Genomic DNA, 13,535 nt, shown 5'->3' on the forward strand with positions numbered 1-13,535 from the left:
AGACTAGCGCCCATTCCTACAGTTCACTCTACATTTACGCGTCGGCCTCAAGGTCGCGTGTCCTGAGCGCCCATGCCTGCCATCGACCATCCCTTGATTGACCAATTCCTTGACGCCTTGTGGCTGGAAAAAGGCCTGTCCGACAACACCCGTGGCGCCTATCGCAGCGATCTGGCGCTGTTCAACGGCTGGTTGCAGGAGAAAAACCTGCAGATGATCAATGCCGGGCGCGAACTGATCCTCGATCACTTGGCCTGGCGACTGGAGCAGAACTACAAGCCGCGCTCGACCGCCAGATTTCTCTCCGGTGTACGTGGCTTTTATCGTTATCTGCTGCGGGAAAAGCTGATCAGCGTCGACCCGACGTTGCGTGTCGATATGCCGCAGCTAGGTAGGCCATTGCCCAAATCCCTGTCGGAAGCCGACGTCGAAGCATTGCTCAAGGCACCGGATCTGAGCGAAGCCATCGGTCAGCGTGACCGCGCCATGCTCGAAGTGCTGTACGCCTGCGGCTTGCGGGTGACCGAGCTGGTGAGTCTGACGCTGGAGCAGGTCAACTTGCGTCAGGGCGTATTAAGGGTGATGGGCAAGGGCAGCAAGGAACGGCTGGTACCGATGGGCGAGGAGGCGATTGTCTGGGTTGAGCGCTACATGCGCGATGGCCGCAGCGAGCTGCTCGGCGGCCGGCCCAGCGATGTGCTGTTCCCCAGCCAGCGCGGCGAACAGATGACGCGGCAGACGTTCTGGCACCGTATCAAGCATTGGGCCAAGGTCGCCGGGATCGGCAAGTCGCTGTCGCCACACACCTTGCGTCACGCGTTCGCCACGCACCTGCTCAATCACGGTGCCGATCTGCGGGTGGTGCAAATGCTGCTCGGCCATAGCGACCTGTCCACGACGCAGATCTACACCCACGTCGCCCGCGCCCGATTGCAGGACCTGCACGCCAAACACCACCCCAGAGGCTAATGAAAAAACTGTGGGAGCGGACTTGCTGGCGAAGAGGGCGCGTCAGTCAGTGTTCATTTTGCTGACCCTCCGCTTTCGCGAGCAGGCTCGCTCCCACAAGGATCTGTGCAGTCCAGAAAGTGTGGCGACAGGCGCATTCGGCCACCGTGGCCTTATGTGTTAGGCTTTGCCGGTTTGCACGATGGACGGTTATGACCCGGTGTTCCGCACGGGCGTTCTGATCGCTCCAGTTGTCCGCCTTCAGGAGTTCTCATGCGTCTGATCCAGATTTTCGCCGCCGCAGCCATTGCGTTGGTCAGCACCTTTGCCGTCGCCGATGACGCGGCTGATAAAGCTATTCGTAAAAGCCTGGAAAACCTCCAGCTCGAAGTTCCGGTCGAGAGCATTTCCGCCAGCCCGTTGCCGGGCATGTACGAAGTCAAGCTCAAGGGCAGCCGCGTGCTCTACGCCAGCGCCGACGGCCAGTACATTGTTCAGGGCTATCTGTTCCAGCTCAAGGACGGCAAACCGGTCAACCTGACCGAGAAGACCGAACGCCTGGGCGTGTCCAAACTGATCAACGCCATTCCAGTGGCCGAAACCGTGGTCTACCCGGCCGTGGGCGAGACAAAATCGCACATCACCGTCTTCACCGACACCACTTGCCCGTACTGCCACAAGCTGCACGCCGAAGTGCCCGAGCTGAACAAGCGCGGCATCGAAGTGCGTTATGTCGCGTTCCCGCGCCAGGGCCTCGGCTCCCCGGGTGACGAGCAACTGCAGGCCGTGTGGTGCTCGAAAGACAAAAAAGCCGCCATGGACAAAATGGTCGATGGCAAGGAAATCAAGGCCGCCAAGTGCGCCAACCCGGTTTCCAAACAGTTCGCCCTCGGTCAGTCGATTGGTGTGAACGGTACACCGGCCATCGTTTTGGCCGACGGACAAGTCATTCCGGGCTACCAGCCTGCGCCACAAGTCGCCAAACTGGCGCTGGGCGCGAAGTAATTCGCATCGTCACGGTCAGCCTTTGACGATCATGGCCTGGCAGCATCATCGCCGGGCCATTAATAGAGAGCCGCGAGCACGCGGTTGTTTTCCGGCCGACCCTGAGTCGGCCGTTTCATGGGGAGTTCACAGTGAATCCGGTCAAAGTAGGCATCTGTGGGTTAGGGACCGTCGGTGGCGGTACCTTCAACGTACTTCAGCGCAACGCCGAGGAAATTGCTCGTCGTGCCGGGCGTGGGATTGAAGTGGCACAAATTGCCATGCGCACGCCAAAGCCTCAGTTCCAGACGACCGGTATTGCGATTACCAACGATGTCTTCGAAGTGGCCACGAACCCTGAGATCGACATCGTCATAGAGCTGATGGGCGGCTACACCGTTGCCCGCGAGCTGGTACTCAAGGCCATCGAGAATGGCAAGCATGTGGTCACCGCGAACAAGGCTCTGATTGCCGTTCACGGTAATGAAATTTTCGCCAAGGCACGCGAGAAAGGCGTGATCGTGGCGTTCGAAGCGGCCGTGGCCGGTGGCATTCCGGTGATCAAGGCGATCCGTGAAGGCCTGTCCGCCAACCGCATCAACTGGGTCGCCGGTATCATCAACGGCACCGGCAACTTCATCCTCACCGAAATGCGCGAGAAGGGTCGCACCTTCGAAGACGTGCTGGCCGAAGCGCAGGCGCTGGGTTACGCCGAAGCCGATCCGACCTTCGACGTTGAGGGCATCGACGCGGCGCACAAGCTGACGATTCTGGCGTCCATCGCGTTCGGCATTCCGCTGCAATTCGACAAGGCCTACACCGAAGGCATCACCAGGCTGACCACCGCCGACGTCAATTACGCCGAAGCGCTGGGCTACCGCATCAAGCACCTCGGCGTGGCGCGCAGCACTGCCGCCGGCATCGAGTTGCGCGTACACCCGACGCTGATCCCGGCTGATCGCCTGATCGCCAACGTCAACGGCGTGATGAACGCGGTGATGGTCAACGGTGACGCTGCCGGTTCGACGCTGTTCTACGGCGCTGGCGCTGGCATGGAGCCAACGGCTTCGTCGGTCATCGCCGATCTGGTCGACGTGGTTCGCGCCATGACCTCCGATCCGGAAAATCGTGTACCGCATCTGGCCTTCCAGCCGGATTCGCTGTCGGCCCATCCGATCCTGCCGATCGAAGACTGCGAAAGCGCTTACTACCTGCGCATTCAGGCCAAGGACCATCCGGGCGTTCTCGCTCAGGTGGCGAGCATCCTCTCGGAGCGCGGCATCAACATCGAGTCGATCATGCAGAAGGAAGTCGAGGAACACGACGGTCTGGTGCCGATGATCCTGCTGACCCACCGTGTGGTCGAGCGGCGTATCAACGATGCGATTACTGCACTCGAAGCGCTGGCCGGCGTGAACGGTCCGGTTGTACGTATCCGGGTCGAGCACCTGAACTAAACAGAATCAGCTGCAGGCTTCGAGCTTCAAGCTGCAAGTAAAAGCAGAGCCGCTTTTCACTTGTAGCTTGCAGCTTGCGGCTTGAAGCTCAAACCGAAGGTTTGCCCATATGCGTTATATCAGTACCCGCGGCCAGGCACCGGCCCTGAATTTTGAAGACGTCCTGCTGGCTGGTCTTGCCACCGACGGCGGTCTGTACGTCCCGGAAAACCTGCCGCGCTTCACTCAGGAAGAAATCGCTTCCTGGGCCGGCCTGCCGTATCACGAACTGGCCTTCCGGGTGATGCGCCCGTTCGTCACCGGCAGCATCCCGGACGCCGATTTCAAAAAAATCCTTGAAGAAACCTACGGTGTCTTTGCCCACAGCGCCGTCGCGCCGTTGCGGCAACTGAACGGCAACGAATGGATCATGGAGCTGTTCCACGGCCCGACCCTGGCGTTCAAGGACTTCGCCCTGCAACTGCTCGGTCGCCTGCTTGACTACGTGCTGGAAAAGCGCGGCGAGCGCGTGGTGATCGTCGGTGCTACTTCAGGTGATACCGGCTCGGCGGCCATTGAAGGCTGCAAGCACTGCGAAAACGTCGACATCTTCATCCTGCACCCGCACAACCGTGTGTCCGAAGTGCAGCGTCGCCAGATGACCACGATTTTCGGCGAGAACATCCACAACATCGCCATCGAAGGCAACTTCGATGACTGCCAGGAAATGGTCAAGGCGAGCTTCGCCGACCAGGGTTTCCTCAAAGGCACGCGTCTGGTCGCGGTGAACTCGATCAACTGGGCGCGGATCATGGCCCAGATCGTCTACTACTTCCACGCAGCCCTGCAGTTGGGCGGTCCGGCGCGTTCGGTGTCGTTCTCGGTGCCGACCGGCAACTTCGGCGACATCTTCGCCGGTTACCTGGCACGCAATATGGGCCTGCCGATCAACCAGTTGATCGTCGCCACCAACCGCAACGACATCCTGCACCGCTTCATGAGCGGCAACCAGTACGTCAAGGAAACCCTGCACGCCACGCTGTCGCCGTCGATGGACATCATGGTCTCGTCGAACTTCGAACGCCTGCTGTTCGACCTGCACGGTCGCAACGGTGCTGCCATTGCCGGACTGATGGACTCGTTCAAGCAGGGCGGCGGTTTCAGCGTCGAGCAAGAGCGCTGGACCGAAGCACGCAAGCTGTTTGATTCCTTGGCTGTCGACGATGCACAGACCTGCGAAACCATCGCCGAAATCTATGAGCAGACCGGTGAAGTGCTCGACCCGCACACCGCTATCGGCGTCAAGGCAGCGCGCGAGTGCCGTCGTAGCCTGGACATCCCGATGGTGATTCTGGGCACCGCTCACCCGGTGAAATTCCCCGATGCGGTGGAGAAAGCTGGTGTAGGAAAAGCGCTCGAACTACCTGCACATCTTTCTGATTTGTTTGAGCGAAACGAGCGCTGCACTGTTCTGCCAAACGAGCTGAAAGCCGTGCAAGCCTTTGTCAGCCAGCATGGCAACCGCGGCAAACCGCTTTAAACCGGAAAAAGCTGTCACATTTTGAAGCCCGTCTCCTGACGGGCTTTTTTGTTTCTGCTGCCACACTGATCGGGTTTTCGCCCATGAAAGGACGGGTGAGTCGATCACGAGGGAAGTGGCAATGCTGTTTGAGAGAGGATGGAAACACGCCCTGTGCGGGGTTTTACTGCTAGGCCTGTTGAGCGGCTGGCGCATTGTCGCAGCGGCACATCTGGCGCTGGATGAAGGGCGGGTGCTCAGCGTGCACCCGATTGAACTGAACGAACGCGAACGCCAATGGATTCGCGACAACCCCCAGGTCATCGTCGCTTCGGTGCAATATCCGTTGTATCTGTTCCAGGATGAGCACGGTCACTGGAACGGCCTGAACGACGACTTGCTGAAGCACATCAGCGCCATGACCGGATTGCAGTTTGTTTATCTGGAGTCATTTTCCACTGACCAGATGCTCGATAGCCTGGAAAATGGCATGGCTGACATGAGCACAACCCTGGCGATGAACGATGAGCGCAAGGAGGCCCTCGACTTCAGTCTTGCATTCGGGGGCGCCGGCTGGGTGTTTGTCGGGCGTGCGAGCGAGCCGCCGTTGCAGTCACTGGAGCAGTTGGCAAACCGGGTTCTGGTGTTGCCGGCCAGGCATGCGCTGGAGGGCAGTATCCGGCGTGATTACCCTTTGATTTCCATTCGCTCGGTGAAGACCTACGCGGAAGCCCGGGCGCTGGTGGAAAGTGGTGAGGCCTATGCGACCATCGAGAATGAAATCGGCTCCCAGCTCTATCCGCCGGGACGCCTGCATGTCGGCGAACTCCTTGAGGGCAAATGGGAGGCCGATCATCTGGCGGTCCGCAAGGGGCAGCCTGAGTTGCTCGATATCCTCAACAAGGCGCTGGAAGCGTTCCCGCCCGCCGAGTTGCGCGCCATTCGCCAGAAATGGCTGGGCGGCATCGGCCCGCAACCGCCTTCGAAGCAACGGCAGGGCTGGACTCGCCTGATTTATTTGGGCGTGTTTGCCGGCTGCGTGTTCGGTGCGTTGTCGCTGCTATGGAATCGTCGGTTGAAAATCGTGATCAAACAGCGGCGGGACGTGCAGGTTGATCTGAACGATCAACTGGTGTTTCAGCGTGCGCTGATCGATGCGATGCCCGATCCGGTGTTTGTCCGAGATCTGGAGGGGCGCCTGATCCTTTGCAACAAAAGCTATGAAGAGGCTTTGTCGGTGCGCTTCGATCAGGTGCAGGGCCGACGCCTGATTGATGTCGATGCTTTTCCGCGGGGCACTGCGATTCTGCTCCACGAAGAATTCATGGCCCAACTGAGCGCACGCACCACGCGCTTCAGCAAACGTCACCTGCAATTCAAGTGCGGGCACCGCGAGATTTACCAGTGGACGGTGCCTTTTTACAGCGCCGAAGGCGAGTTGCGCGGCCTGCTCGGTGGGTGGACCGACATCACGCCAGGCAAGGAAACGGTGGGAGGTCTGGACGCACGAGCGAAGTAGGGAAAATTCCTATACATCGCGCTGCCTTTTCCGATGGGAGGCTGAAGGAGGCTGCCCTAGAGTGATCCGCTATTGCGGCAGTGTCCGCACATGCCGTTTTCGAGGTTGCCATGCGCTTGCTCAAAATCCTGATTCTTGAACCCGATCCTTACCAACTGATGGCTTTGCACCAGATGCTCAACGCGGTCGGAATCTATGACGTTTTGACCGCCTCATCACTGGAGTCGGCAAAACGTTCGCTGGCCTTGGGGGCTGCGATTGATATTGCGATCTGCGATCCACAAATGAAGGGCGGCGAGGGAATGGCGCTCATCCGCCATCTGGCGGGCAGGCAAGAGGCCCGCGCCATCATTCTCCTGGGGCGGGTCGCCAAGGCGCTGCTGAGCGATCTTGAAAGCATCCTGCAGGTGCATGGGATCAAACTGCTGGGGCAACTTCACACGCCGGTGTCAGCCGTATTGATGAGGGGGTTGCTGGATACTTACCTGCAAACGACAAGGCGGTCGGCGAACGTGTGAGGGGCATGGTTATGTTTCTGTCATCTTCGGCGGGCATGCTCTGACAGACCGGTAAAGCCTCAGGGACGAGCCTGGTTTCAGAACTTTCTTCTCGGGCCGGTGGTCATTTATTGTGAACACGCCCCAGGCACAATGTTTTCGGACTATTGAGTGGAGATCGAGATGGAAAGTATCAGTCTATTGCTCGGTGAGGCTCTGAGCCCGTATCAGGTTTCGTTGTCTCCAAGCGGTGCCCATGGCGAATGCCTGGTGACCTTGAAGAACCGCCTCGGTGCCATCGTGGTGGAGCGCCAATTCAATCAGGCGCAGTTGACCGATAAACGTCTGCTGACCGATGTGGTCGATGGCTTGCACCGCGACGTTCTGATCGCCGAAGGGCGGATTGAGCCCTGTGTGATCGCGGCATTGCGCAACGCGGCGCTGGACAAGCGTGCGCAGCTGTAAAGATGAAATTTATTTTGTGGGAACCTTCCTGCATCTCTGTCAGTCAGACCCCGTAACAGCAAGATCAAGCATTGTGCTCCGGTGCTTGTCGCTTGCTGCTACGGGTCTTTGATACAGGCCACGTTTAACCCCGAGTCGTCTCCCCACTTCTCGGGGTTTCTTTTGCCCGGCGTTTGTCTATTGCGCAGCCTGATGTTCAAAAAACAGGCGAGCGTGCTCCAGATAGTCCTCGCGTCTGTCGGGGTCCAGCCACGCGGCGTAGAGTTCATTCAGATGATCGTGGGGCAGGGTCCGCAGCAGATGGTTGATCTCGGTGATGGCCTGACGTCCTTGGGTGGTGTCGGAACATGCCACGTAACCTGACAGATATTTCCCGTTTCCCTGTATCGGGTAAAACTCCAGCTCATCTTCATTGATCTGTGCCTGTTTCGCCTGATAGCGAATCTCCGGCCAATAACCCAGCACCACCTGCAACCGGCCCAGTCGCTGCATCGACAGCAGGTTGCTCAGCGCATCGTTACCGTAATGCGCCGTCAGGGCACCGCCGGGTGCCTGAAGCAACACGGTATCGATGAGTTCGCCATAGCTGCGTTCGGCAACCACGCCGACTTTCCGGTCAGTCGCGGCCAGCAACGCCGACAGATTCACTTCGCCGTTGACCACATAGGGTTCGAGCACTGCGCGATCCTGTTGGCGCACCACCAGACCGTTGCTCACCGCACGAATCGCCGGGATCGAATACGCGACCCACTGCGCGCGCTCTTTATTCCACAGCAGGGCAGGGTCACAGGCGAAGGGATTTTCGTGAAGCATTTGCAAGCCGCGGGCGCGATTGACCCGCATCAGCCTGTGTTCGTATTGCGGCATGCCGGCGATGAGCTGAGGCATCAGTTGATCGATCACGCCCTGGCCTTTTTTCGGGCCTTCGAAAATGGTCAGCGGTGGCAGGTCGCGCAATAACCAGACCAATGTCGGTTTTGCCTGCGCAGTGTTCGCCGCCGTCAGCAGAACCAACAGGCCGAACAGCCGCCACCTCCACCCGTGGTGAGCGCGGTTGGCGTGCGATGTCTGCCGGCGCTTCAGCTTAAATGGCTCCGTCTTTGCGCAACCGGGCGATCTGTTGCTCGTCGTAGCCAAGATCGTTGAGTACCTGCGCATTGTGTTCACCCAACTGCGGTCCGACCCATTCGGAAGAGCCCGGTGTCTCAGAGAGTTTCGGCACGATGCCCGGCATCTTGAAGTCTTTGCCGTCCGGTAGCTTGGCGTGCAGGAACATTTCCCGGGCCAGGTATTGCGGATCGCTGAACATGTCCTCGGCACTGAAGATCCTGCTGGCCGGGACGTCGGCCTGATTGAGCCGTTCGAGTACTGATTGCAGTGGCAGCGAATTGACCCAGCGATCAATCACGCCATACAACTCGTCGCGACGAAGATCGCGCCCGTCGTTGCTCGCCAGTGTCGGATCATGGGCCAGGTCGTCGCGACCGATGATCAGCATGAAACGCTTGAAGATCGCGTCGCCGTTGGCGCCGATCTGCACATGCTTGCCGTCGGCGCTGGTGTGGATCGACGACGGTGTGATGCCGGGCATGATATTGCCGCTGCGCTCGCGGATGAAGCCGAACACATCGAACTCCGGCACCATGCTTTCCATCATTGCGAAAATCGCTTCGTACAACGCCACATCGACCACTTGACCCGTGCCGCCGTTGACCTCGCGATGACGCAGCGCCATCAGTGCGCCGATCACGCCCCACAGCGCAGCAATCGAGTCGCCGATGGAAATTCCGGTGCGCACTGGCGGGCGGTCTTCGAAACCGGTGATGTAGCGCAAGCCGCCCATGGATTCGCCGACCGCGCCGAAACCTGGCTGGTCTTTCATCGGCCCGGTCTGGCCGAAACCGGACAGGCGCACCATCACCAGTTTCGGATTGAGCGCGTGCAGGGTTTCCCAGCTCAGACCGAGTTTTTCCAGCACGCCGGGGCGGAAGTTCTCAATGAGGATGTCGGCTTCGCTGAGAAGTCTTTTCAGGATCGCCAGCCCGTCAGGGTGCTTGAGGTTCAGCGTCAGCGACTTCTTGTTGCGCGCTTGGACGAACCACCACAACGAAGTGCCTTCGTACAACTTGCGCCATTTGCGCAACGGGTCGCCGCCGTCGGGCGATTCGACCTTGATCACTTCGGCGCCGAACTCGCCGCAAATACGCGAGGCAAACGGCCCGGCAATCAACGTACCCAATTCAATGACTTTCACACCCGAGAGCGGTTTGTTGGCGAACGGCATACTGAATCCTGTAGGACAAGGCTGTGCAGATACAGCGTTTTAACATAGCCGGCTGTCAGACGCCGCAGCTTGATCGCCATCAATTCGATGATTGACTACCGCATCGGTTAGACTTGCCGACTTTCCTCGTATCAAGAAGCCCGTTCATGGCCCAGCCGTCCACGACCTACAAGTTTGAACTGAACCTCACTGATCTTGATCGCAGCGTCTACGAGAGCGTCAAGCAGACCATCGCCCGTCACCCCTCGGAAACTGAAGAGCGCATGACCGTGCGCCTGCTGGCCTACGCACTTTGGTACAACGAGCAGTTGTCGTTTGGTCGTGGTCTGTCAGACGTGGATGAACCTGCGCTGTGGGAAAAAAGCCTGGATGACCGTGTCCTGCACTGGATCGAAGTCGGCCAGCCAGACGCCGATCGCCTGACCTGGTGCTCGCGCCGCACCGAGCGCACCAGCCTGCTCGCTTACGGCAGCCTGCGCGTCTGGGAAACCAAAGTGATCCCGGCGATCAAGAACCTGAAAAACGTCAACATCGCAGCGGTTCCGCAAGAAGTGCTGGAAACCCTGGCCAAGGACATGCCCCGCGTCATCAAGTGGGACGTGATGATCAGCGAAGGGACGATCTTCGTCACCGACGACCGTGGTCAGCACGAAGTCCAGTTGCAATGGCTGCAAGGTGAGCGGGGCTGATCCTGCGTCACCACCGGAATAATCCCACGTAATCAAGAGAAGTCTTCGTCACCCCATGCGTATCGAACCTCGCCAACTGCCTGCCACTCTGCCTTTTCTCGGTGATCTGCCGCCGCTGTTGACCCGCTTGTACGCGGCGCGGGGCGTGCAGTCCGAAGCGGAGCTGGACAAGAGCCTGGCGCGGTTGATCCCCTTCCAGCAACTCAAGGGCATAGACGCAGCGGTAGACCTGCTGGTGACGGCGCTGGAGCAACGTCAGCGCATCCTCATCGTCGGCGACTTCGATGCGGACGGCGCAACGGCCAGTACGGTCGGCATGCTCGGTTTGCGTTTGCTCGGCGCGGCGCACGTCGATTATCTGGTGCCCAACCGCTTCGAATACGGCTACGGCCTGACCCCGGAAATCGTCGAGGTCGCGCTGACTCGCGAGCCGCATTTGCTGGTCACCGTCGACAACGGTATCTCCAGCGTCGAGGGCGTGGCGGCAGCAAAGAGGGCCGGGCTCAAGGTCTTGATCACCGACCACCACTTGCCCGGTGATGAGCTGCCGCTGGCCGATGCGCTGGTCAATCCGAACCAGCCGGGCTGCGAGTTCCCGAGCAAGGCACTGGCCGGCGTAGGGGTGATCTTTTACGTGTTGATGGCGCTGCGTGCGCGTTTGCGCAGCCTGGGCTGGTACGAAAACAAGCCACAGCCGAACATCGGCGAGTTGCTCGATCTGGTGGCGCTGGGCAGCGTTGCCGACGTGGTGCCGCTGGACGCCAACAACCGGATTCTGGTGCATCAGGGCCTCGAGCGGATTCGCGCCGGGCGTGCGCGGCCGGGGATCAAAGCGATCCTTGAAGTGGCCAAGCGCGACGCCGCACGTATTACCTCCACTGACCTCGGATTTATCGTCGGCCCGCGCCTGAACGCGGCGGGACGTCTGGACGACATGAGCCTGGGTATCGAATGCCTGCTCACCGCCGACGCCAATCTGGCGCGGGAAATGGCCGCGCAACTGGACGGCATGAACCAGGATCGCAAATCCATCGAGCAGGGCATGCAGCGTGAAGCGCTGGCACAGCTCAAGGACTTGCCAGTGGAATCGATGCCGTTTGGTCTGTGTCTGTTCGATCCGGAATGGCACCAGGGCGTTATCGGTATTCTCGCCTCGCGAATGAAAGAGCGTTATTTCCGTCCGACCATTGCCTTTGCCGATGCAGGCGATGGTTTGCTCAAGGGCTCCGGGCGTTCTGTACAAGGCTTTCACATTCGCGATGCCTTGAGTGTGGTCGCTGCGCAACATCCGAACCTGATCGCCAAGTACGGCGGCCACGCGATGGCCGCCGGTCTGACCTTGCCGCAGGAGAATTTTGCGCTGTTCGCCGAGGCATTCGACGCTGAAGTGCGTAGGCAACTTCGTGAGGAGGATCTGACCGGGCGCATGCTTTCGGACGGTACGCTGGCGGTTGAAGAGTTCCACCTCGAACTGGCCCGCGCCCTGCGCCACGCCGGGCCTTGGGGTCAGCACTTCCCGGAGCCGCTGTTCCACGGCGTGTTTCAGTTGGTCGAGCAGCGCGTGGTCGGTGAGCGACACCTGAAAGTCGTGTTGAAGAGTGAATGCGGCTCGGTGAAGCTGGATGGCATTGCCTTTGGGATTGACCGGGATATCTGGCCGAATCCGACCATTCAGTGGGTTGAACTGGCTTACAAGCTCGACGTTAACGAGTTTCGCGGCAACGAGACTGTGCAACTGATGATTGCTCATATCGAACCGCGCTGACCCCTTCGCGAGCAGGCTCGCTCCCACAGGTACGGTGTTGTCCTTGTGGGAGCGAGCCTGCTCGCGAAGGCGGACTTTCACACACAGAATCACTCTGAACCCTCCCGCATCCCCGGTTGTCGACTAGGCTCTAAGCACTGCTTGATTGGCCTTGTGACGTCTTGTCGAATTTTTTGCCCGCGGGGGCGGGTGCTGCACCTTTTCCTGTCACTCGTCGACTATTCAAACAGAACCCTGGAGCCTGCCCACTGATTTGAGAGGTGCCCCATGAGTCTGCTGCTTGAACCCTTCACCCTGCGCCAACTGACCCTGCCCAACCGCATCGCTGTCTCGCCGATGTGCCAGTACTCCAGCGTCGACGGCCTGGCCAACGACTGGCACCTGGTGCACCTCGGCAGCCGCGCGGTGGGCGGCGCGGGATTGGTATTCACCGAAGCCACGGCGGTCACCGCCGACGGGCGGATCACCGCCGAAGATTTGGGGTTATGGAACGACGAACAGATCGAACCGCTGCAACGCATTACCCGCTTCATCACGTCTCAGGGCGCGGTCGCCGGCATTCAACTGGCTCACGCCGGACGCAAGGCCAGCACTCATCGTCCCTGGATCGGCAAGCATGGCAGCGTCAAACCGGACGATGGCGGATGGACGCCGGTCGGGCCTTCGCCGATTGCGTTCGACCCGCAACACACCCAGCCGAAACAACTCGATGAAGGGCAGATTGCCGAGGTCATCCAGGCCTTTGTCGATGCCGCCAAACGCGCGCTGAAGGCGGGTTTCAGTGTGGTCGAGGTGCATGCGGCGCATGGTTATCTGCTGCACCAGTTCCTCTCGCCTCTGAGCAACCAGCGCCGCGATCAGTACGGTGGTTCGTTTGAAAATCGTATTCGTCTGGTGCTGCAAGTGACCGAAGCGGTGAGGGCGGTGTGGCCGCAGGAGTTACCAGTGTTTGTTCGGGTGTCGGCCACTGACTGGGTTGAGGACGGCTGGAACCCGGACGAAACCGTGGAGCTGGCGCGACGCCTGCACAGCCTTGGCGCAGATCTCATTGATGTGTCTTCGGGCGGAACCGCAGCCAACGCCGAGATTCCTGTGGGGCCGGGTTATCAGACGCGTTTCGCCGAGCGCGTGCGCAAGGAGTCAGGCATCGCCACCGGTACCGTAGGAATGATTACCGAGCCAGCGCAGGCCGAGCACATTCTTCGCACCTGTCAGGCCGACATCATCTTCCTCGCCCGCGAACTGCTGCGTGATCCGTATTGGCCGTTGCATGCCGATGATGATCTGGGTGGACGCAAAGCGGTGTGGCCGGCGCAGTATCAACGCGCTACCCATCGGGATCAGCCGATTCATGAGTCTGATTTGCGCGATTGAGTGGGGCACGAGAAAGCAAAAAACCCCGGTCAGTGATGGCCGGGGCTTTGTTTTG

12 protein-coding genes are annotated in these 13,535 nt (G+C 59.7%); 10 read left to right on the forward strand and 2 right to left on the reverse strand.

Annotated features, from left to right (window positions below; all coding sequences use genetic code 11):
• Window positions 1–72: 72 nt before the first annotated feature.
• The 7 genes from xerD (at window position 73) to AACY19_RS09705 (ending at window position 7,368) form a co-directional block, all read left to right on the forward strand.
• A complete protein-coding gene (gene xerD, locus AACY19_RS09675) occupies window positions 73–969 on the forward strand; it encodes a site-specific tyrosine recombinase XerD (protein ID WP_339450018.1) in 897 nt (298 codons plus the stop codon).
• A gap of 252 nt (window positions 970–1,221) precedes the next feature.
• A complete protein-coding gene (dsbC, locus tag AACY19_RS09680) occupies window positions 1,222–1,953 on the forward strand; it encodes a bifunctional protein-disulfide isomerase/oxidoreductase DsbC (RefSeq protein ID WP_339450019.1) in 732 nt (243 codons plus the stop codon).
• 131 nt (window positions 1,954–2,084) lie between these two features.
• The gene (locus AACY19_RS09685; protein WP_339450020.1) at window positions 2,085–3,389 is read left to right on the forward strand and encodes a homoserine dehydrogenase; all 1,305 of its coding nucleotides are present in this window, start codon (window positions 2,085–2,087) and stop codon (window positions 3,387–3,389) included.
• Window positions 3,390–3,498: 109 nt separating this feature from the next.
• Entirely contained in the window at window positions 3,499–4,908 is a 1,410-nt protein-coding gene (gene thrC / locus AACY19_RS09690) for a threonine synthase (protein WP_339450021.1), read from the forward strand.
• Window positions 4,909–5,029: 121 nt separating this feature from the next.
• Window positions 5,030–6,406 (forward strand): transporter substrate-binding domain-containing protein, encoded by a 1,377-nt coding sequence (locus tag AACY19_RS09695; protein ID WP_339450022.1) that lies wholly within the window; start codon window positions 5,030–5,032, stop codon window positions 6,404–6,406.
• A 110-nt stretch (window positions 6,407–6,516) separates the two neighbouring features.
• Window positions 6,517–6,924 carry a response regulator gene (locus AACY19_RS09700; protein WP_339450023.1) on the forward strand — a complete coding sequence of 136 codons (408 nt, stop codon included), beginning with the start codon at window positions 6,517–6,519 and terminating at the stop codon, window positions 6,922–6,924.
• 162 nt (window positions 6,925–7,086) lie between these two features.
• On the forward strand, window positions 7,087–7,368 hold the full coding sequence (locus AACY19_RS09705; protein ID WP_339450024.1) for a DUF3509 domain-containing protein: 282 nt from the start codon (window positions 7,087–7,089) through the stop codon (window positions 7,366–7,368).
• Window positions 7,369–7,545: 177 nt separating this feature from the next.
• Here the strand turns inward: AACY19_RS09705 and AACY19_RS09710 are convergent, their stop codons facing one another.
• Both AACY19_RS09710 and AACY19_RS09715 read right to left on the reverse strand, forming a co-directional pair.
• The gene (locus tag AACY19_RS09710; RefSeq protein ID WP_339450025.1) at window positions 7,546–8,526 is read right to left on the reverse strand and encodes a TIGR02285 family protein; all 981 of its coding nucleotides are present in this window, start codon (window positions 8,524–8,526) and stop codon (window positions 7,546–7,548) included.
• Entirely contained in the window at window positions 8,453–9,652 is a 1,200-nt protein-coding gene (locus AACY19_RS09715) for a CaiB/BaiF CoA transferase family protein (RefSeq protein WP_339450026.1), read from the reverse strand. Before AACY19_RS09715 ends, AACY19_RS09710 begins: the two co-directional genes overlap by 74 nt.
• 146 nt (window positions 9,653–9,798) lie before the next feature.
• Here AACY19_RS09715 and AACY19_RS09720 point away from each other — a divergent pair, with 146 nt between their 5' ends.
• The 3 genes from AACY19_RS09720 to AACY19_RS09730 all read left to right on the forward strand — a co-directional run bounded on the left by AACY19_RS09720 (window position 9,799) and on the right by AACY19_RS09730 (window position 13,480).
• Window positions 9,799–10,341, forward strand: a complete 543-nt coding sequence (locus AACY19_RS09720) for a YaeQ family protein (RefSeq protein WP_007908961.1) — start codon at window positions 9,799–9,801, stop codon at window positions 10,339–10,341.
• A 55-nt stretch (window positions 10,342–10,396) separates the two neighbouring features.
• Window positions 10,397–12,106, forward strand: a complete 1,710-nt coding sequence (gene recJ / locus AACY19_RS09725; protein WP_339450027.1) for a single-stranded-DNA-specific exonuclease RecJ — start codon at window positions 10,397–10,399, stop codon at window positions 12,104–12,106.
• Window positions 12,107–12,373: 267 nt separating this feature from the next.
• Window positions 12,374–13,480 carry an NADH:flavin oxidoreductase/NADH oxidase gene (locus AACY19_RS09730; RefSeq protein ID WP_339450028.1) on the forward strand — a complete coding sequence of 369 codons (1,107 nt, stop codon included), beginning with the start codon at window positions 12,374–12,376 and terminating at the stop codon, window positions 13,478–13,480.
• Window positions 13,481–13,535: the final 55 nt, after the last annotated feature.

The sequence above is a fragment of the Pseudomonas sp. EA_5y_Pfl2_R50 genome (assembly GCF_963970475.1).
Taxonomy (GTDB): Bacteria; Pseudomonadota; Gammaproteobacteria; order Pseudomonadales; family Pseudomonadaceae; genus Aquipseudomonas.

Coding starts and splice junctions, on each gene's coding strand:
- xerD (WP_339450018.1), top strand. CDS start 73: ATGCCTGCCATCGACCATCCCTTGATTGACCAATTCCTTGACGCCTTG.
- dsbC (WP_339450019.1), top strand. CDS start 1,222: ATGCGTCTGATCCAGATTTTCGCCGCCGCAGCCATTGCGTTGGTCAGC.
- thrC (WP_339450021.1), top strand. CDS start 3,499: ATGCGTTATATCAGTACCCGCGGCCAGGCACCGGCCCTGAATTTTGAA.
- AACY19_RS09695 (WP_339450022.1), top strand. CDS start 5,030: ATGCTGTTTGAGAGAGGATGGAAACACGCCCTGTGCGGGGTTTTACTG.
- AACY19_RS09700 (WP_339450023.1), top strand. CDS start 6,517: ATGCGCTTGCTCAAAATCCTGATTCTTGAACCCGATCCTTACCAACTG.
- AACY19_RS09705 (WP_339450024.1), top strand. CDS start 7,087: ATGGAAAGTATCAGTCTATTGCTCGGTGAGGCTCTGAGCCCGTATCAG.
- AACY19_RS09710 (WP_339450025.1), bottom strand. CDS start 8,526: ATGCGCAGGTACTCAACGATCTTGGCTACGACGAGCAACAGATCGCCC.
- AACY19_RS09715 (WP_339450026.1), bottom strand. CDS start 9,652: ATGCCGTTCGCCAACAAACCGCTCTCGGGTGTGAAAGTCATTGAATTG.
- AACY19_RS09720 (WP_007908961.1), top strand. CDS start 9,799: ATGGCCCAGCCGTCCACGACCTACAAGTTTGAACTGAACCTCACTGAT.
- recJ (WP_339450027.1), top strand. CDS start 10,397: ATGCGTATCGAACCTCGCCAACTGCCTGCCACTCTGCCTTTTCTCGGT.
- AACY19_RS09730 (WP_339450028.1), top strand. CDS start 12,374: ATGAGTCTGCTGCTTGAACCCTTCACCCTGCGCCAACTGACCCTGCCC.